The sequence below is a fragment of the Intestinimonas massiliensis (ex Afouda et al. 2020) genome (assembly GCF_001244995.1).
GTDB classification, from domain to species: domain Bacteria; phylum Bacillota; class Clostridia; order Oscillospirales; family Oscillospiraceae; genus Intestinimonas; species Intestinimonas massiliensis.
In genome coordinates this window covers 292,078-311,070 of sequence record NZ_LN869529.1, presented here as the reverse complement: position 1 = coordinate 311,070, position 18,993 = coordinate 292,078, and the positions used below count along the sequence as shown (strand labels likewise).

Annotated in this window: 15 protein-coding genes; 5 read left to right on the top strand and 10 right to left on the bottom strand. The window is 65.1% G+C overall.

From position 1 onward, the window contains the following. Window positions 1-86: 86 nt before the first annotated feature. From BN2154_RS16565 to BN2154_RS05615, 3 genes are all read right to left on the bottom strand, one after another. On the bottom strand, window positions 87-209 hold the full coding sequence (locus BN2154_RS16565; protein WP_368013985.1) for a hypothetical protein: 123 nt from the start codon (window positions 207-209) through the stop codon (window positions 87-89). 304 nt (window positions 210-513) lie between these two features. Then, entirely contained in the window at window positions 514-1,818 is a 1,305-nt protein-coding gene (locus BN2154_RS05620; RefSeq protein ID WP_050617896.1) for a M18 family aminopeptidase, read from the bottom strand. 2 nt (window positions 1,819-1,820) lie between these two features. After that, window positions 1,821-3,887 (bottom strand): LTA synthase family protein, encoded by a 2,067-nt coding sequence (locus BN2154_RS05615; RefSeq protein WP_050617895.1) that lies wholly within the window; start codon window positions 3,885-3,887, stop codon window positions 1,821-1,823. Between the two features lie 245 nt (window positions 3,888-4,132). On the opposite strand from BN2154_RS05615, the gene BN2154_RS05610 reads away from it, so the two are divergent. Continuing rightward, window positions 4,133-4,864 carry a GntR family transcriptional regulator gene (locus BN2154_RS05610; protein WP_050617894.1) on the top strand — a complete coding sequence of 244 codons (732 nt, stop codon included), beginning with the start codon at window positions 4,133-4,135 and terminating at the stop codon, window positions 4,862-4,864. Between the two features lie 58 nt (window positions 4,865-4,922). Here BN2154_RS05610 and BN2154_RS05605 read toward each other — a convergent pair whose 3' ends face one another. The 3 genes from BN2154_RS05605 to BN2154_RS05595 form a co-directional block, all read right to left on the bottom strand. Further along, entirely contained in the window at window positions 4,923-6,914 is a 1,992-nt protein-coding gene (locus BN2154_RS05605) for a fructose-bisphosphatase class III (protein ID WP_050617893.1), read from the bottom strand. Between the two features lie 86 nt (window positions 6,915-7,000). Continuing rightward, window positions 7,001-10,066, bottom strand: a complete 3,066-nt coding sequence (locus BN2154_RS05600) for a UvrD-helicase domain-containing protein (RefSeq protein WP_050617892.1) — start codon at window positions 10,064-10,066, stop codon at window positions 7,001-7,003. 95 nt (window positions 10,067-10,161) lie between these two features. Then, a complete protein-coding gene (locus BN2154_RS05595) occupies window positions 10,162-10,953 on the bottom strand; it encodes a ZIP family metal transporter (protein WP_050617891.1) in 792 nt (263 codons plus the stop codon). 226 nt (window positions 10,954-11,179) lie between these two features. Here BN2154_RS05595 and BN2154_RS05590 point away from each other — a divergent pair, with 226 nt between their 5' ends. The 4 genes from BN2154_RS05590 (at window position 11,180) to BN2154_RS15155 (ending at window position 14,073) form a co-directional block, all read left to right on the top strand. Further along, window positions 11,180-11,389 carry a FeoA family protein gene (locus BN2154_RS05590; protein ID WP_050617890.1) on the top strand — a complete coding sequence of 70 codons (210 nt, stop codon included), beginning with the start codon at window positions 11,180-11,182 and terminating at the stop codon, window positions 11,387-11,389. A gap of 17 nt (window positions 11,390-11,406) precedes the next feature. Then, window positions 11,407-11,628 carry a FeoA family protein gene (locus tag BN2154_RS05585; RefSeq protein WP_050617889.1) on the top strand — a complete coding sequence of 74 codons (222 nt, stop codon included), beginning with the start codon at window positions 11,407-11,409 and terminating at the stop codon, window positions 11,626-11,628. 74 nt (window positions 11,629-11,702) lie between these two features. Further along, window positions 11,703-13,871: a ferrous iron transport protein B gene (gene feoB, locus BN2154_RS05580; RefSeq protein WP_050617888.1), complete on the top strand. Its 2,169-nt coding sequence runs from the start codon at window positions 11,703-11,705 to the stop codon at window positions 13,869-13,871. A 28-nt stretch (window positions 13,872-13,899) separates the two neighbouring features. Next, window positions 13,900-14,073, top strand: coding sequence for a FeoB-associated Cys-rich membrane protein (locus tag BN2154_RS15155; protein WP_094762377.1), 174 nt, complete (start codon window positions 13,900-13,902; stop codon window positions 14,071-14,073). 76 nt (window positions 14,074-14,149) lie between these two features. Here BN2154_RS15155 and BN2154_RS05575 read toward each other — a convergent pair whose 3' ends face one another. The 4 genes from BN2154_RS05575 to BN2154_RS05560 form a co-directional block, all read right to left on the bottom strand. Next, window positions 14,150-14,560, bottom strand: coding sequence for a GNAT family N-acetyltransferase (locus BN2154_RS05575; RefSeq protein ID WP_050617887.1), 411 nt, complete (start codon window positions 14,558-14,560; stop codon window positions 14,150-14,152). A gap of 14 nt (window positions 14,561-14,574) precedes the next feature. After that, window positions 14,575-17,295, bottom strand: a complete 2,721-nt coding sequence (locus tag BN2154_RS05570; RefSeq protein ID WP_050617886.1) for an FtsK/SpoIIIE family DNA translocase — start codon at window positions 17,293-17,295, stop codon at window positions 14,575-14,577. A 23-nt stretch (window positions 17,296-17,318) separates the two neighbouring features. After that, the gene (locus tag BN2154_RS05565; protein ID WP_050617885.1) at window positions 17,319-18,158 is read right to left on the bottom strand and encodes an undecaprenyl-diphosphate phosphatase; all 840 of its coding nucleotides are present in this window, start codon (window positions 18,156-18,158) and stop codon (window positions 17,319-17,321) included. Between the two features lie 112 nt (window positions 18,159-18,270). Next, entirely contained in the window at window positions 18,271-18,993 is a 723-nt protein-coding gene (locus BN2154_RS05560) for a ClpP family protease (RefSeq protein WP_050617884.1), read from the bottom strand.

Here is an 18,993-nt window from a genome sequence, read left to right as displayed (position 1 = left end):
GTCTTTCATCCCCTCCCGCCCTGCCGGCGGGAGGGGATGCCTCTACCGCGATGAACTGGACCGGGCCGGGTTTGCTGTTCCGGCCGTCAAAACAGGCGCTCCACTGCGAGCCAAATGGATTCCGCGTTGGTATCAGCGTTGCCCGGACAGCCCACGCTCTGCCCGATAAAGATTTGATCCACGATGTGGTAGAGATCGCTCCCTCGCATGGACAGCACACAGGGCGCTGAGAACTTGAGCGGCAGCTTTCCGAGGGGCTCCGTGGCCAGATAAGGACCTCCCGAGACATAAGAATAAAGGCAGAAGTGCGTAAATCCAAATTTGGATTTACGCACTTCTGCCACACAACAGTCTTTCTTTTAATGCGCACCGAACAAAGCGAAAAGGCTTGAATCCCAAGGCCTTCAACGCCAATTGGCTTTGTTCCGGTGCCAGGTTTTGGGGCAAACGAGCCAGAAAGCCCTGCGCCAAAGCGGCCCGCTCATAATGCTCCGGTCTCATCTCCCCGTCCCCTCAGCCAAGTACATACCGGCCGTCGGCGCACTGGGTGAAGTTCGCTTCAAAAAAGGCCGTACAGGCCCGGGAGAGGTGCTCCGGGTCCTGGCTCCCCGCCGTCTCCACGGCGGCGTGCATGGCGAGCTGTGCCATGCCGATGTCTACCATGGGGATGCTGACGGCGTGACTGAGCAGGTTGCCCAGGGTGGAGCCGCCGGGCTCGTCGGCCCGGTTGGCAAAGACCTGCACCGGTACCCCGGCCCGCTGGCAGACGGCCCGGAACAGCCCGGCGGTGAGGCCGGTTGTGGTGTACTTCTGGCTGGCGTTGAGCTTGACCACCACGCCGCCATTGGGGTAGACCCGGTTCTCCGGGTCGGCCTTCTCCGGAAAATTGGGGTGGACGGCATGGCCGTTGTCGGCGCTGAGGAGCAGGCTGTTGGCCAGGGCCCGCCTCCGCTCCTCCTCCCCCAGGCCCAGAGCCAGAGCCGCCCGGGCGAGCACGTCGGGCAGGAAGCTGCTCATGGCCCCCTGGCGGGTGCCGCTGCCCACCTCCTCGTTGTCGAAGAGGCAGTAGACCTGCCCCGCCGCCGGGTTGGGCCCGGCCCGGAGCAGGCCCTCCAAGGTGGCGTAAGCGCAGGCCAGGTCGTCGATGCGGGGGGCCTGGAAAAGCTCCCCCGCCGCCCCCAGCCGCACCGGCTTCTGCCGGGGACACAGCACAATGTCGGTGGAGAGCAGGTCCCCATACTCCACCCCCGCCGCCCGGGCAAGCTGTTCCCCCAGGTCCTCCCCCGCGCCGTTCAGACCGAAGAGCGGCTGCATGTCCCGCTGGAGGTTGTACTCATGGCCCTTGTTCACGTCCCGCTGCTGATGGATGGCCAGGCTGGGGATGGTGAGCAGGTCCCGGTCCAGATACACCAGGCGGCTCTCCACCCCCTCCGGGGTGCGCACCACCACCCGGCCCGCTACCGTCAGAGGCCGGTCCAGCCAGGAAGCGCAGTTCATGCCGCCGTAACCCTCCACCTCCAGCCTGGCATAGCGCTTGTCCCCGCCCATGCCGTCGTTCTTTACCCGGAAGGTGGGTGAGTCGCTGTGGGCGGCGGTCATGCGCCAGCCGGTCAGAGGGCCGCCGGGCAGCCGGAAGGCGATGAGGCTGAACTGGTTGCGGGTAACATAATACTGTCCCCCGGGCTTCAGGGCCCAGGCATCCCCCTCCTCCAGCCGGACAAATCCGCCCTCCTCCAGCAGCGCGGCGGCGCTGGCCGCCGCGTGGAAGGGACTGGGGCTGTGTTCCAGATAGGTCATCAGTCGGTCCAACGTCTGCATTCTTACATTCCTCCCATATCGCTCCGGCTGACCCGCGCCCACCCGGGATACAGGTCCAGCCGGCTGTAATAGTCCTCGTCCAAAACGGCCACCGAGTAGGCAAACAGGTCCCTTACCTGCTGATAGACCTCCACGGCGTATCCATCCGGCACCGCCGCCCCCTCGCTGGGCGCAAAGGTATCAGTGCGGGCGTTGTACCGCCCCAGGTCGGTGAGAAAGCTCCTGTTGGAGAAGATCACCAGGCCCGGCTCGTCGGCCAGGATGTCCCGCCCCGCCAGCAGCCGGGAGTCGTACTCCAGCCCGAACAGGTTGAGCAGGGTGGGCAGAATGTCCAGGCTCTCGCAGGGCTTTTCGATCACCACGGGCTCGGTCATATCGCCCGACCAGAGGATCAGCGTACTGTGATAGACCTCAAAATCGGTGTCCATATGCCCGCCATAGAACTCGTCCCAGGTGGCCGGGTCCATGCCGTAGGGGTAATGGTCGCCGGACAGGCAGATCACTGTGTTCTCCAGCTCCCCCGCCTTTTTCAGCTCCTCCAGCGTATAGGCCAGGGCCTGGTCCAGTTCCATGTTGCAGGCGAGGTAGGCGGCGGCCTCCTCACTCATGTCCAGTTCCGCCACCTCGGCCTGATGCTTGATGGACATGGCGTTGCCGGTGAAGTTGTAGTTCATGTGGCCGCTGACCGTCATGTAGTAGTTATGGAACGGCTTCTCCCCCGCCAGGGCCTTGGGGATGGTACGCTGCATCATCTCCAGGTCGGACTCCGGCCAGCTCTCCGTCACCTCCAGCCCGTGGCCCAGGGCGTAAAAATCGTAGCCCATGTTGGGGTGGGAGAGATTCCGATCGTAATAGGTCCAGGTATGGTCGTGGTAGGCGGCGGTAGGATAGCCCTGGTCCCGCAGCATCCAGCCCATGCAGAAGGGCATGTCGTTCCCGGCCGAGGCCTTGAAGGACCGCCGGGCGCTGGTGGGGATCAGCGAGGTGCACACCGTATACTCTCCGTCGGTGGTGGACTTCCACCACAGGGGAGTGTAGAAATTTTCAAAGACAAAGCCCTCGTGGGCCAGCTTCCAAAGCGTGGGGGTATAGGTCTCGTTCACCGCATATTTCCAAAAGCCCTCGGCGGTGATGAACAGCAGGTTTTTCCCCGCAAACCGGCCGGTATACTCATTTTTCAAAGTGGGGGGCCGCTGGCTGAAATACTGGTGCAGCTCCGCCACCGCGGGGTCGGTCTCCTCCGCCAGCAGCCCGGCAAAGTCGATGTCCAGCACATTGGGCGCATAGGCGGACTTCCGGGACTCCGACGGGGGCTCCGGCCAGGCCAGCAGCTCCGGGCGGACGGGCATCGGCGCGGCGGGCCGCCCCACCGGAGGTTCAAGCTCCAGCTCCGGCAGCTCCCCCGCCAGGAGCTGCTGGGCGTCCAGGCGCAGGGTGGTCAGCACGCCGAAGTGCGACACCGAGAGCTCGGGCTCCACCGGCCCCCGGTAGAGCTCGCTGGGGGACTGGATACCCCGGTCGTCAGCCGCCACGGCCAGTACGGCGGTGAGTTGGACTACCGCTGCCCCCACCAGCAGGCAGGCCGCCAGGGCCCGGGGGGTATGAGCAAAACAGGACGGGCGGGTGGACCGCTCCCTGCGCCCCTTCCGGCGGCCCCGCCGCTCCCATAGGCACAGCAGCAGCAGCGGCACGGCCAGCAGGGCCAGGATGGGCAGCGCCCCCAGAATGCCCGAGAGGGCCACCGGCCAGTAGTCGGTCATGGCGCTTCGCGCCAGGGTGACGGTATCCAGCGTCAAAAAGGTCTTGAACACCCGGAAGTAGGCAGCCTGGGCCATATACCACACCGTCAGCAGCCCGGTGAGGAAAAAGGCAGCCCGCCGGTTGCCCCTGGGACCCCACAGGCAGGCCAAAACCCCGCAGGCCAGCCCGCCGGACAGGCCGAACAGGAGGGTGTAGGCCAACCCGCGCCCGGCCAGAGCGCCCACACAAGTCAGCCGGATCACGCCTTCCAGCCACAGGATGGTCAGCGGGAACTGGAGCGCCCGTGCCGCGATCTGCCGTCTGTCCATGCTCGTCCTCCCTTCTCCGGTCAAATCGTTGCTATGTATTGTAACACGAAGCCACCTGAAAGGAAACCTTTCCCTCCACTTTCTCTCCTTAGCCCTATAAACTCTATACATATCTGCAAAAATATATACAAATTGGCGCCGCCTGTGTTGACAAATTCCGTGGAAGCCATATAATATTTGTGAGAGAATGGTCCTACCATTTTTGCCTCCACATCGGAGACAGAACCCAAAGGGAGATCATTGGTATGCACAGCCAGGAGAACGCCACCCCCGGTTATATGAAAATCCAGCATTATGTCTCGGAAAAGATCCGCAGCGGAGAATACCCGGTGGGCGGCAAGATTCCCTCGGAGACGGAGCTGGCCGAGCAATTCTCCGTCTCCCGCATCACCGCCAACAAGGCCATCAAGGAGATGGCCCTCATGGGCCTGCTGGAGCGGGTCCGGGGCCGGGGCACCTTCGTGTGCGCCCACCCCCATCTATCCACCAGCGCCAAGGCCTTCGCCTCCGCGGTCAAGCTGGATGTCACCGGCAGCCGTCACCATCAGCTCCTCCAGTTTCGGGTGATGGGGGCCTATCCCGAGCTGGCCGAGCGGGCCAAGGTGGAGGAGGGCACCCCCTTTTACGAGATCATCCTGGCCAACAAGGACGGCGAGCGCAACGAGTCGCTGGATTACACCTACATCCCCTGCTCCCTCATTGACGACATCACCCCCACCCTGGACTACCTGCGTTCCCACTTTGTCTTTGACTATCTGCGCATTCAGCCCGGCCTGGAGCCCAGGTTCCTGAAGGTCTTTATCAACCTGCCCCAATACGACTTCCTCCAGTCGGCTTCCCGCTTTCTGGACGGCGCCGACAGCATGTCGGTATGGTGTACCGACGTATACGACGCCACCATGGACCTGATGGCCGCCACCTACACCGCCTATCCCGGCGACGCCAGGGATATCCCCCTGTTCACCTTCGCGCTGTAAGAGGCAAAAAGCCCGCCCGGAACGGCAAGCCGTTCCGGGCGGTTTTTCATTTTCCGCGTCAGCTCTTGTGGTCCTCGGTGACCGCGCCCATCCTGTAGGCCCGCAGCAGGGCCTTCAGGTCGTCCACCTGCTTCTGGAGCTGGGCGCCCACGTCGGTCTCGGCGATCTTGATGCGCTTCTCCATCCGCTCAAAAACCTCGGAGGAGGAGGCGATATCCACATTCTCCCGGATGGCGTTCCGCCGGCCGGCGAAGGGCTGGTGCGAGACGATGCGGATGCAGTTGGAGTTATAGATCAGCGTGTACCCGGCGATGCCGGTGGTGGGCTGGTAGGCCCGGCAGAAGCCGCCGTCAATGACGATGAGCTTGCCGCCCCCCTTGATGGGGCTCTCCCCCTTTTTGGACTTTACTGGGATGTGGCCGTTGATGATGTGGCAGTGGGGCCCTTGCAGGCCGAACTCCCGCAGCAGCCGGTCGCAGACCTCCGGGTCGTTGTAGTAGGTATAGTAGGCGTTTTTGGGCTCGGTCCAGGCCGACTCGTCCTTGATGAGCCGCCGTTCAAAGGTGGTCATCCGGTCCCGCCCGAAGGTGGGCGCGTTGCGCCCGGCCCAAAGGAACCACAGGAAATCCTGGCCCAGAATGCGCTCGGGCGAGCCCGGTTTGGCATAGTAGCCCTGACGGGCCACCCGCTCGGCGTGGTCCAGAAAGGCCCTGCCCCCCAAGTCCCTGCAGCCGATGGAGAAGGTCTGGAGCTTGCCGTCGGCGGTGAGGGGGACGCAGCCGTGGAGCAGCAGGTTGCCGTTGCACACCTTATACAGCCCGCCCTTGGAGTACAGGAACCGGACATGGCGCTGGAGCTTCTCGCTGCGCTGGAAGGAGGCGGTGAGCTGAGCGATGAGCTCTGACTCCTCCCCGGACAGCTCATAGGGGTGCTCCCGGTCCACCGTGGGGAAATCGGTATCCGCCAGCGCGTAGGTGTGGCCGCCGATGGCGATGGTCTGGCTGTCGTAGTCGATCTTGTCCAGCAGCAGCCGGTCCTCCATGCCGAAGCCGGGGTTGCGCAGGATCTTCTGCCCCTCCAGCTTGAAGAGGATGACGGTGACGGCCTTGTGCATCCGGGCGGCCAGGGCCTTGTCCTTCTCGGTGTAGTGCTCGGCGTCGTCCCCGGCAAACTTGGCCTGGAAGCAGGAGCAGTCGCAGTCCTTATACACCTCGTTGGCGAAGAGGGCCAGGGGCCGCAGGGAGATGCCGTAGCCCGTCTCGATGACCTCCAGGTTGTTGTAATGGATGGAGTTGGCCAGCACGGTGGCCACCGCCGTGCGGCTGCCGGTGGCGGCCCCCATCCACAGCACATCGTGGTTGCCCCACTGGATGTCCACATTGGGGTGCTCCATCAGGGCGTCCAGAATGATGTCCGCCCGGGGCCCCCGGTCGAACAGGTCCCCCACCACGTGGAGCTGGTCCACCACCATGCGCTTGATGACCCCGCACACCGCCTCGATGAAGTCCTCGGCCCGGTCGATGTCGATGATGGTGTTGATGATGTTCTCGTAGTAGTCCTTTTTATCGTGAACCTCGTAGTTGGTGTTGAGCAGCTCGTCAATGATGTAGGCGTATTCCGGCGGCAGGGCCTTGCGGACCTTGGAACGGGTGTACTTGGAGGTGGCCAGGCGGCACACCTCGATGAGCCGGTGGAGGGTGATGCGGTACCATTCGCTCATGTCGTCGATCTCGTCCCGCAGCTCTTCCAGCTTCTCCGCCGGATAGTAGATGAGGGTGGCAAGCTGGTCCCGGTCCGCCCGGGAAACGGTGGACTCAAACAGTTCGTCGATCTTCTCCCGCACCACGCCGGAGGCGGAGTTTAGGATGTGGAGGAAGGCTTCGTACTCCCCGTGGATGTCGGAGATGAAGTGCTCGGTCCCCTTGGGCAGATTCATAATGGCCTGCAAATTGATGATCTCGGTGCTGGCCGCCTGCACGGTGGGATATTGGCGGGCCAGGAGCTGGAGATAGCGCAAGTCGGACGGGCTGTACGCCTCCGTTTTTTTCATACCGTGACCTCCCCTTTGAGTTCCAATTTATGGTTTGATTATAGCACGGGACGCCGCCGGATACAACGCGGCTTGTGTAAAAAATCCTACCGCAGGTCGAACAGGCTGAGCTGCCTGTTCTCCGGCCTGTGCCGGCCATTGGCGGCCAGCCTCCGGACCCGGCCCGCCGGGATGTCCGCCAGAAAGGGGGAGGGTTCCCGGCCGGTGAGCAGGATCAGCTCGTCCCTGGCCCGGGTCATGCCCACGTAAAACAGCCGCCGCTCCTCCTCCGGATCGCTTGGCCGCCCTTTGCTCTCCAGTGGGAGGACCCCCTCACGGATGCCGCAGAGAAAGACCACCGGGAACTCCAGCCCCTTGGCACCGTGGAGGGTCATCAGGGTAACCGCCCCGGTCTCGTAGCGGCGCCGGCCGCTGCGGCGCACGTCTCCCTCCTCGCCCAATGTCAGGGTATTGAGTAGCTCGGCCATGGTGGCGTGGAATACCGCGGTGTGGAGCAGCTTCTCCACCGCGCCTTCCTCCCGGCAGCCCGACCGCTCCGCCCAGTCCTCCAGCAGCCGTCGGGGCTTCTCGGTCCCCAGTCCGGGCAAAAAGTGGGCTGCCCAGGCCTCCTCCCCCTCCCGGACCCCGCCGTCCATCAGCCGCCGGAAGAAGTCCAGCGCCGCCCGCACCCGGGGATGGCTCAAAAAATCCTCCCGGCCGGCGACCACGCAGGGGATGCCCTCCCGGGCCAGGCACTGTTCCACCAGCTCAGCCTGCCGGTGGGTTCGGTAGAGCACCGCCATATCGCCGAAGCTCCAGGGCTTGTCCCGGTCGCTCCGGGGCGCGCAGCGGTCGGACTCCACCATGTCCACGCCCCCCACCATACGCCCGATCTCCTTGGCGATGAATGCACCCTCGCTCCACTCGCTGTCGGCGGTGACCAGCAGAGGCCGGGCGCCCTGGGCCCGGTTGGGCTCCAGCCTACGGGTGGGCCCGGGATTTTTGCCGATGACCGGCAGGGCGCAGCCCAGGATCTCCGGGGTGGAGCGGTAATTCTGCACCAGCCGGACGGTACTCAGGCCGGGATACTCCGCCGCCAGGGCGGCAAAGCAGTTGGCGGCGGAGCCCCGAAAGCCGTAGATGGACTGATCCGGGTCCCCGATGACGAAGAGGCTCTCCCCCTCCCGGTTCCAGGCCCCCACCAGCCGGAGCTGCAGACCGTCGATGTCCTGGAACTCGTCCACCAGCAGGTGGCGGAAACGCCGGTCCGGCGCGCCCTCCTCCGCCGCCGCCAGGGCAGCCAGGAGCAGGTCGTCAAAATCCAACGCACCCAGCTCCTTCAGCCGGGCGGCATAGGCGGTGCAGGCCGCCTCGTCCCCGCCGCCTTCCAGCTTCAGGCCGGTTTTCCGACGGGAGACCTCCTGGAGCAGCTTCCGCGGCGAGCCCTTGTGCCCCAAGGCCTCCAGTACTCCCGCTGCCTCGGCCAGAGCGTCCTGCTCGGCCAGCAGTCGGACCGGCTCTCGCCTCTGCCTCAGCAGATCCAGCGCAATGGCGTGGAAGGTGCCCACGGTGAGGCCCCGGACGGCTCTCTTCCCCAGCTCCTGCTCCAGCCGGGCCCGCATCTCTCCCGCCGCCTGATTGGTAAAGGTGACGGCGGTGATCTCGGCAGGCCGGATGCCCCGCTGCCCGATCATCCAGGCGATGCGGGACACCAGCGTCTTGGTCTTTCCGGTGCCGGGCCCGGCCACCACCGCCACGGCCCGGCTCTCGTCCAGAACGGCGGCGCGCTGTTCGGCGTTGAGCCCCGCCAGGGGACCGGCCTCCCCTTCCGGTTCCTCGGCCGCCGGGCGTTTCTCCGCGGCGGCGGCGCTTGGGGCGGCCACCAGTCCCCGCCGTTTCGCCGCCGGGGACACCCCAAACAGGCTCACCTGTCCGTTCAGGGCCTCCCGCTCCGCCGGGTCCAGAAGCTGAATCTTGCCATAGGTCCCGTCGTAGCCAGGGGTCCGCTCCACCCGCCCTTGCCGCAGGCGGCGAATGCCCTCCATCACGCAGGGGCCCGCCGTCCGGCCGACGTCCTCCAGAGGGGCCTGGCGCAAAATGTAAAACTCCGGCCCCAGCGCATGGAGCAGGCGTTCATACTTGGCCTCCACCCTTTTGGAGGCGGCGGAGCACCCCTCCGAGGCGGCAATGACCTCGGGCAGGGGGACCAGGCTTTCAAAGTATGGTGCGTCCGGCCTCACAACGCCCTCCGGTCGGTCGGCCAGCTCTTCCACCCGGTGGAGCACCCCGATGGTCAGCTTTCTGCCGCAGACGGGGCACCGGCCCCCCGCCGCCGCCGTTTCCGCCGGGCTCAGGCACTGCTGGCAGTTCCGATGGCCGTCAAAGTGGTACTTTCCCTCCTCCGGAAAAAATTCCAGGGTCCCGACCAGCCCCTTCCCCTCCTGGATGGCCGCCGCCAGGGCGGAATAGGAGGGCTCGATGTCCAGCAGATTGGCCTCCCGGCCCAGCTTGGACGGGGAGTGGGCGTCGGAGTTGGAGATGAGCCGATAGCCGTCCAGAGCCGACAGCCGCCCGTTCATGGGCGGGTCAGAGGACAGGCCTGTCTCCAGCGCGCGGATGTGGCCCGTCAGGTCCCCGAAGCACTCCTCCAGCGTGCTGAATCCGGAAAAAGCTCCGAACACCGAAAAATGGGGCGTCCAGATGTGGGCGGGGACGAACACCGCCTGGGGGCAGGACTCCAGCGTGATCTCCAGCAGATCCCGGCAGTCCAGCCCCAGGATGGGCCGCCCGTCGGAGTGGAGATTGCCGATGGCCTCCAGCCGGTGGGACAGGTCCTCGGCGGCCTCCAGGGAGGGCAGCAGAATCAGGCTGTGGACCTTGCGGGTCCTGCCGTCTTTTTTGTAAATGGTGCTGATCTCTCCGGTGACCACGAACCGGGGCGGCTCCGCCCCCGGCGGACCGCCCGTCCCCCCGTCCTTCAGCGTATAGAGTCCCCCTCCGGCGGGGAGCAGCTTTTCCCGCAGCTCGGCCCGCCAGGCCGGGTGGGTAAAGTCCCCGGTACCCACCAGACCAATGCCCTTCTTCCGGGCCCACAGGTCCAGGGCCTCCGGCCCGCAGTCCTTGCTGGTGGCCCGGGAATACTTGGAGTGGATATGCAGATCCGCAATGAGCATGGCGCGTCCCTCCCGCCGTTTTCTTGTCCTTATCATACCGCCCAAGGCGTCAAGATGCAAGCGCGCCGCCCGGCTCAGACGGCGCACGCAGACATCTATCCCAGGGCCACGTCCAGAATCATCATCACCAAAAAGCCTCCCATGACCCCCAGGGTGCCCACGTTGGAGTGCTCCCCCAGGTGGGCCTCGGGAATCAGCTCCTCTACCACCACATAGAGCATGGCCCCCGCCGCAAAGGAGAGCAACCAGGGCATCAGGGGCTGGATGCTCCCGGCGAGGAGGACGGTGATGAGGCCGAACACCGGCTCTACCAGCCCGGACAGGCTGCCCCACAGGAAGGCTCTCGTCCGGCCCACGCCCTCCTGCCGCAGGGGTAGCGCGATGGCCGCCCCTTCGGGAAAGTTCTGGATGCCCATGCCCACTGCCAGCGCCATGGCTCCGGCGTAGAGGGCCGGGTCATTGTGCTGGGCCGCCAGGGCAAAGGACAGGCCCACCGCCATACCCTCCGGAATGTTGTGCAGAGTGACGGCGAAGATGAGCAGGGTGGTCCGGTGCAGCTTGCTCCTGGCTCCCTCCGGCTCCCGTGCGCCGGGGTGGAGGTGGGGCAGGATGCCGTCCAGCGCCATCAGGAAGGCCACGCCCAAAACAAACCCGCCCGCCGCCGGGACCCACCCCACCTGCCCGGCCCCCTCGGCCTCCTCAATGGCGGGGATAAGCAGAGACCAGACCGATGCGGCGATCATCACCCCGGCGGCGAATCCCAGAAAGATCCGTTGGGCCGAGGCCGTCACCTGCCTGCGAAAAAAGAACACCACTGCGGCACCCAGAGAGGTCATCAGGAAGGTAAACCCCGTGCCCCCGGCCGCCCAGAGCAGCGATTGCGTCATAAACTTCACTCCTTTCAAAAGTTAGATATAGCTAACCGCTTTTACCTTATCATATATGCCCTCCTCTGTCAACCATCCGCCGCTTCCAAACAATTTTCCAAAATAGGGATTGACATCTGTGGTTAGCGATGGTAAACTATCCACGTTCCCGGAGGTTAGCGTTTTCTAACCTCCACGCCTTTCCCCGAGAGTTAGGCTTGACTAAATTCAGGAGGTGATCTGTATCATGCCGTTGTCTATGGCGGTACCGGGCGCCGAAACCACCGTCCGGAAAATCAGCGGGAGGGACGAGACCCGGCGATTTCTGGCCAGTCTGGGCTTTGTGGAGGGCGGGTCGGTAACCGTGATCTCTGAACTGGGCGGCAACCTGATCGTCAACGTGAAGAACACCCGGGTGGCCCTGAGCAAAAGTATGGCCAACCGTATTTTTGTGTGAGTACAGGAGGATTGGAAATGCAGACCTTAAAAAGCGTAAAGCCCGGTCAGACCGTCAAGGTGGTCCGACTGGGCGGCGAGGGTGCCCTCCGGCGGCGCATCATGGACATGGGCATCACCAAGGGCACGTCGGTGTATGTCCGCAAAGTAGCCCCCCTGGGCGACCCGGTGGAGGTCACCGTCCGCGGCTACGAGCTGTCCATCCGAAAAGGAGACGCCGAGAGCATCCAGGTGGAGTAACGGGGCGGTCCGAAACCGCCCCATGTATTTCAGATTCGGTTAGCCAAAACTAACTAAGGAGGAGGAATTCGAACATGTCGATTACCATTGCCCTGGCGGGCAATCCCAACTGCGGCAAAACCACCATGTTCAACGCCCTAACCGGCGCCAACCAATTCGTGGGCAACTGGCCGGGCGTGACGGTGGAGAAGAAAGAGGGCAGGCTGAAGGGCCGCAAGGACGTGTCCATTATGGACCTGCCCGGCATTTACTCCCTGTCCCCCTACACCCTGGAGGAGGTGGTGGCCCGGAATTACCTCATCCAGGAGAAGCCCGACGTCATCCTGAACCTGGTGGACGCCTCCAACATCGAGCGCAACCTGTACCTCACCACCCAGCTTCTGGAGCTGGGTATCCCCGTGGTCATTGCCCTAAACATGATGGACGTGGTGCGGAAAAACGGAGACCAAATTGACGGGGCCAAGCTGTCCGCCGCTCTGGGCTGTCCGGTGGTAGAGACCTCCGCCATCAAGGGAGAGGGCTGCATCGCCGCGGCCGAGAAGGCCGCTCAGGTGGCCACCGCCGGCGGGCCTTTCACCCCCAAGCACACCTTCGCCCCGGCGGTGGAGGATGCGCTGGGTGAGATCGAGGGCCACATTTCCGGCCTGGTGCCTGCGGAAAGCGTCCGCTGGTACGCAGTCAAGCTCTTCGAGCAGGATGAGAAGGTGCTCGCCTCCCTGCCCCTGAACGCCGAGACCGCGGATCAGGTGGCCGCCGTCGTCAAGATCTGTGAGACCGCCATGGACGACGATAGGGAGTCCATCATCACCAACGAGCGCTACGAATACATCTCCAAGCTGGTGGCCCGCTGCGTCAGAAAGGGCCGCTCCGGCCTGTCCCTCTCGGACCAGATCGACCGCATCGTCACCAACCGCTGGCTGGCCCTGCCCATCTTCGCTGTAGTGATGTACGTGGTCTATTACATCTCCATCAGCACCGTAGGCGACATCCTCACCAACTGGACCAACGACACCTTCGTGGCCGAGTGGATTCAAGCCCCCCTGGGCGGCTTCTTGGCCGGCATCGGCACCGCCGACTGGCTCATCAGCCTGATTGTGGACGGCATCGTGGGCGGCGTGGGCTCCGTGCTGGGCTTTGTGCCGCAGATGCTGGTGCTCTTCCTTATGCTGTGCATCCTGGAGGACTGCGGCTATATGGCCCGCGTTGCCTTCATCATGGACCGCATCTTCCGCCGCTTCGGCCTATCCGGTAAATCCTTCATCCCCATGCTCATCGGCTCCGGCTGCGGCGTGCCCGGCATCATGGCCTCCCGTACCATTGAGCAGGACCGCGACCGTAAGATGACCATCATGACCACCACCTTTATCCCCTGCGGCGCCAAGATGCCCATCGTGGGCCTGATCGCGGGCGCCATCTTCGGCGGGGCCTCCTGGGTGGCCCCCTCCGCCTACTTCATCGGGGTGGCCGCCATTGTTCTCTCCGGCATCATCCTGAAGAAAACCAAGCCGTTTGCCGGCGACCCCGCCCCCTTCGTCATGGAGCTGCCCCCCTATCACGCCCCCAAGGCCGTCAACATCCTGCGCGGCACCTGGGAGCGGGGCTGGTCCTTTCTCAAACGTGCCGGCACCGTCATCGTTCTGGCCTCCATCTTCATCTGGGTCACCTCCAATCTGGGCTTCGTGGACGGCTCCTTCGGCCTGGTGGAGGATATGGACCACTCCCTGCTGGCCGTCATCGGCTCCGCCGTCCTGTTCCTCTTCCGGCCCCTGGGCTTTGAGACCTGGCAGCCCGTCGTGGCCACCGTCATGGGTCTGGTGGCCAAGGAAGAGGTCGTGGGTGTGTTCGGCTCCCTCTACGGCGTAGCGGGCGACGCCCTCGGCATGGTGGAGGAGGGCGACTTTGCCGGACTGGCCCCCATCGCCGCCCATTTCACCACCCTGTCCGCCTATTCCTTCCTGATCTTCAACCTGCTGTGCGCCCCCTGCTTCGCCGCCATCGGCGCCATCAAGCGGGAGATGAACAACCCCAAATGGACGCTCTTCGCCGTGGGCTATCAGTGCGTATTCGCCTATACCATCGCCCTGATGGTGTACCAGTTTGGCCTGGCCTTCACCGGCGGCGGCTTCCGCGCCGGAACGGCGGCCGCCCTGGTCGTGCTGGCTGTCTACCTCTGGCTGCTCTTCCGCAAGGGCTACCGCGGCGAGGGCGAACGGCTGCGGGCGGTGGACGCCGTCCACGCCTGAGCCTTCCCTCTAGAAAGGAGCTTTTTCCATGACCCCTGCTACCATCATCGTCGGTCTGCTTCTGTTGGCCGGCGTGACCCTTCTCGTACGCCACATGGTCCGTCGGCACAAAACCGGAGGCGGCGGCTGTTCCGCCTGCGGCGGAAGCTGTTCCAGTTGCTGCGGCGGCTGCCACGCCTCCCCCCCAAAAGGCCACTCCTGAACCCGGTTTCGTTCTTCCTTTTTGTCCCCTGCCGCAAATGTCCCCCGGAGGCGCTGCCTCCGGGGGACGTGTGCCGTTATGTCAGCTCTTTTGCATAATAATAGTGTCCGTAGTCCCCCACGGAGGGCTCCACACTGCCGATGAGCCGGTATCCCAGCTTCTCATAGAAGCCGGGGGCCTGAAAGCCGAAGGTGTTCAGCTCCACCCTTCTGGCCCCCCGGCGGCGCCCGTCGGTCTCGGCGGCGGCCAGCAGCCGCGCCCCCAGGCCCTGGCCGCGGCAGGACTCGTCCACCCAGAGGACGTCCACCAGCACCAGGGTGCCCATGCGGAAGCAGTCTGTCCCGGCCACGACCCGGCCCGCCTCGTCCCGGACCGCCCGGGACAGGTCCTCTGCATCGGGACAGTAGTTCCGGTTATAGGCCCGCAGTCCGGCGTGGACCGCCTCCACCTCCTCCTCCGTGGCAGGCAGGATCGCATAGGGTTCCATGTCGTTCCCCCTCCTCACAGGTCGAAGGGGGGAGCCTCCCGGCTCTGGGGCATGGCGTCCCCCTCAAATTCCAGCTCGTCGGGCACCGGCTCAGAGAGGGGGGGCATCCCGGGCGGCAGGTCGGGGGCCTTGTCCACCATGCCCTGGCGGAACTGCATCTCCTGCCACTGCTCTTTGGTGATGAGGACCTGCCGGGGCTTGGAGCCCTCGAAGGGGCCCACCACGCCCTTCTCCTCCATCTGGTCCACCAGCCGGGCGGCCCGGGAATAGCCCAGCTTCAGCCGCCGCTGGAGCATGGATACCGAGGCCATGCCGGTGTCCACCACCACCTCGATGGCAGCGGGGAGCAGCTCGTCGTACTCGTCCCCCACCTCTTCGGGGGCGGAGCCGCCCACGCCCTTGGCGCCCTTCTCCTTCTCGGCGGCGTGCTGCTCGATCTCGTGGAGCACCTCCTCGTCGTACTCGGCGGTGGACTGCTTCTTGATAAACTCCACCACGGCGGCCACCTCCTCGTCCGAGATGAGGCAGCCCTGGACCCGCTGCGGCTTGCCGGAGCCCAGGGGGAAGTAGAGCATGTCGCCCTTGCCCACCAGCTTCTCCGCACCGGTGGTGTCCAGAATGATGCGGGACTCCAGCGAGGAGGCCACGGCAAAGGCGATGCGGCTGGGGATGTTGGCCTTCATCAGGCCGGTGATCACGTCGGCGGAGGGCCGCTGGGTGGCGATGATGAGGTGCATCCCGGCGGCGCGGCCCATCTGGGCCACCCGGCAGATGGACTCCTCCACTTCCTTGGCGGCCACCAGCATCAGGTCGGCCAGCTCGTCGATCACCACCACCACCTGGGGCATCTTGTCCATCCCCTCGGTCCGGGCGGCGTGGGCGTTGTAAGAAGCCAAGTCCCGGACCCCCACCTCGGAAAAGGCCCGGTAGCGCTTCATCATCTCGGTCACCGCCCATTGGAGAGCCCCGGCGGCCTTCTTGGGGTCGGTGACCACGGGGATGAGCAGGTGGGGGATGCCGTTGTAGATGCCCAGTTCCACCATCTTGGGGTCCACCATGATGAGGCGGACCTCCTCGGGGGTGGCCTTGTAGAGCAGGGAGATGATGAGGGAGTTGGTGCACACCGACTTGCCGGAGCCGGTGGTGCCGGCGATGAGCAGGTGGGGCAGCTTGGCGATGTTGCCCACGATGCAGTTGCCGCCGATGTCCTTGCCCACGGCGAAGGCCACCTTGGAGGGGTGGTCCCGGAACTCCTTGGAGTCGATGACCTCGTGGATGTGGACGGGACTCACCAGCTTGTTGGGCACCTCGATGCCCACGGTGGAAATTTTATCGGGGATAGGGGCGATGCGCACGCCGGTGGCCCCCAGGGCCAGGGCAATGTCGTCGGCCAGATTGGTGATCTTGTTGAGCTTGACCCCCTGCTCCAACTCCATTTCGTACCGGGTCACCGAGGGGCCCCGCACCACGTTGACCATGCGGGCCTCCACGCCGAAGGACTGGATGGTGTCGGCCAGGCGGGCCTGGTTGGCCTGCAGCTCCTTGGCCGCCCCCACGCCCACATCGCCGCCCCCCTCCAGCAGCAGGGAGACCGGCGGGTACTGATAGGCCGCCCGACCCTCCTCCAGCTTCTTCTCCACCTCCTGAGCCACCTCGGCGGCAGCCTGGGCGGCGTCGGACTTTTTCACCTTCTCCACAGCCGGTTCCCGCTGGATCTCCGGCATGGGAGTCGGGTCGGGAACCGGGGCCGCCGGGGCCGCGGGGGCCGGGGCAAAGGGTGCCGGCACGGGGGCGGAGGCGTCCGGAACTTCCGGAGAAACGGCCGGCTCCGCCGGGGCCGCCGGCGCGGAAGGCGGGGCCTCCATGGGCCGCGCCCCAGTGAGGACCTGGTCGGGAGTGCGCACCGAGGGCTTGCGGTTGAACAGCCGCTCCTTCCGGGGGGTAAGGACCTCCTCCGGCTGGGGTCTGGCCTCCCCGGCCAGGGGCCCGTCGTCCACCGGGATATCGATGTCGGCCCGCCGGGCTGCGGACTGGGCCTGTGGGGTGGGCTCCGGCCGCTGGGTCCTGCGGGAGCGCGGTGGCTCGGGGAGCTCCTCTTCCTCATATTCCGGGTGGGGGCGGCTGCGGATGTAGTCCACCACATCCACGACCGTCAGGTTGAAGGCGGCCAGCAGCAGCAGGGCGGTGCCCACGATGAAAACCGCGCCGGCCCCGTATTTGCTGATGCCCGCGATGCAGAGCTGGGCCAGCAGGCCGCTGACTGCGCCGCCGCTGGTCATGGCCACGCCGCTCTTCCACAGCTCCGGGAACAGGGACCAGCCCCAGACGAGGGCTTCGCCGGAGGCCAGGAACAGGTGGAGCAGGCAGCCGAAGAGCACCGGGGTCAGCAGGGCGCACCACACCCGCAGCCGGACCGGGCGGCCCCGGTGGAAGGCCAGGATGCCTCCGGCGACCGCCAGCATGACGGGCACGGCCCAAAAGCCGTAGCCCAGCAGGCCCCGCAGCAGGTTGCAGAATAGGTCGATCAGCCAGGCGTCCACATGGAAGCAGCCCAGGGCAGTGAGGAAGGCCAGAAGGATGCACACCCCCGCCCCCACCTCCCGCCGGATGGGCTTGGGCGCCGGGGCGGCCTTCCGGCTCCCGCCGCTCCGGGATGCGGAAGCGCCGGCCCGCTTACCGGAGGAGGACGGGGCCGTCCGCTTTCCTCCGGTGGATTTCTTTTGTGTCGATGCCATGTAGGTCCATCCTTTCAGGAGTCTTACTTCACCACGAAGCTGGCGATGAGGGAGCCCAGGCCCACCACCCAGCAATAGTAGGCGAAATTGCCGAACTTGCCCTTGTCGGCCAGCAAGTTCACCAGCCGGATGGCAAAATAGCCCACCACGCCGGAGACCACCATGCCCACCAGGTAGATGGGCAGCATCTCCAGGTCGACCCCCGCCTCCAGGGCGTCCTTCAGGCTGAGGATGTTGGCTCCCAGCACGGCGGGCAGGGACATGAGGAAGGAGAAGCGCACGGCAAAGGTGCGGTCAAAGCCCCGGAGCAGTCCGGCGGAGATGGTGATGCCCGACCGGGAGATGCCCGGCAGCGTGCCCACCGCCTGGGCGCAGCCCACCAGCAGGGCGTCCGCCACGGTGGCGTTCCGGGCGTTTTTGCGGCCCCTGGCCATCCGGTCGGAGAAAAAGAGGATGAAGCCGGTGGCCAGCAGGGCGACGGAGACAAAAGTCACGTTGCTCATGGCGTCCTCCACCAGGCCCTTCACCGGCAGGATGGCGAACAGCGGCAGCGTGGCCACGATAATCATCATTACCAGCCGCCGGGTGGGGGGCGGCGGAGCGCCCCCGCCCCGCCGGACGGTCAGGTCCCGGATGCCCAGGAAGAACTCCCGGATCATGTCGATGACATCCCGCCAGTAATAGACGCACACGGAGATCAGCGTGCCGAGATGGAGCAGCACCGTGAAAAACATCTGGGTCTCCTCGTAGTTCTCCACGCCGAAAAAGTGCTGGAACAGGGCCAGATGTCCGGAACTGGAGATGGGTAGGAACTCGGCGACCCCCTGCAGCACCCCCATCAGGACGGAAAAGAGATAGGTCAAGAAAAGCCCTCCTATACGCAGAAAGATACGAATATTATATTAACACAAGCCGCATGATATTTCCATTGTTTTATGTAAAACAAAGCGGCGGGGCCTCTCCCCGCCGCTTCCGCTATTGGGTCTTTTCCCGCTTGCGCTCCTCCATCATGCCGTGCAGACACTCCAGCGCATCCGCCAGCCCCCCGATATGGTCGATGAGGCCGATCTTCACCGCCTCTTCCCCGTAGATGACGCTGCCCACGTCGGCGGCCAGCTCCCCCGTCTGGAGCATGAGCTTGGTAAAGGTCTCCCGGGCGACGTGGCTGTTGCGGGTGACGAAGGAGGTGATGCGGTCCTGGATGCGGGTAAAGTAGTGGAAAGTCTGCGACACGCCGATCACCGTGCCGGACAGCCGCACCGGATGGATGGTCATGGCGGCGGACGGGGCGATGAAGGAGGTCTTGGCCGACACCGCCAGGGGCACGCCGATGGAGTGCCCGCCCCCCAGGACCAGGGAGACGGTAGGCTTGGACATGCTGGAGATGAGCTCGGCGATGCCCAGTCCCGCCTCGATGTCGCCCCCCACGGTGTTGAGCAGCACCAGCAGGCCGTCCACATCGTCGCTCTCCTCCACCGCGGCCAACAGGGGCATAACGTGCTCGTATTTGGTGGATTTGCTGGTGGGGGGCAGGATCTGATGGCCCTCAATCTGCCCCACGATGGTCAGGGTGTGGATGGTCCCCTTGTCGGTCTTGATGGTAGCCGACCCCATGTCCACGATCTGCTGCTGCCGCTCCGACGGATTGCTGTTGTCCTCGTTTCCGGTCTCCAGAGTCTCCCGCTTTTCCTCTGCCAT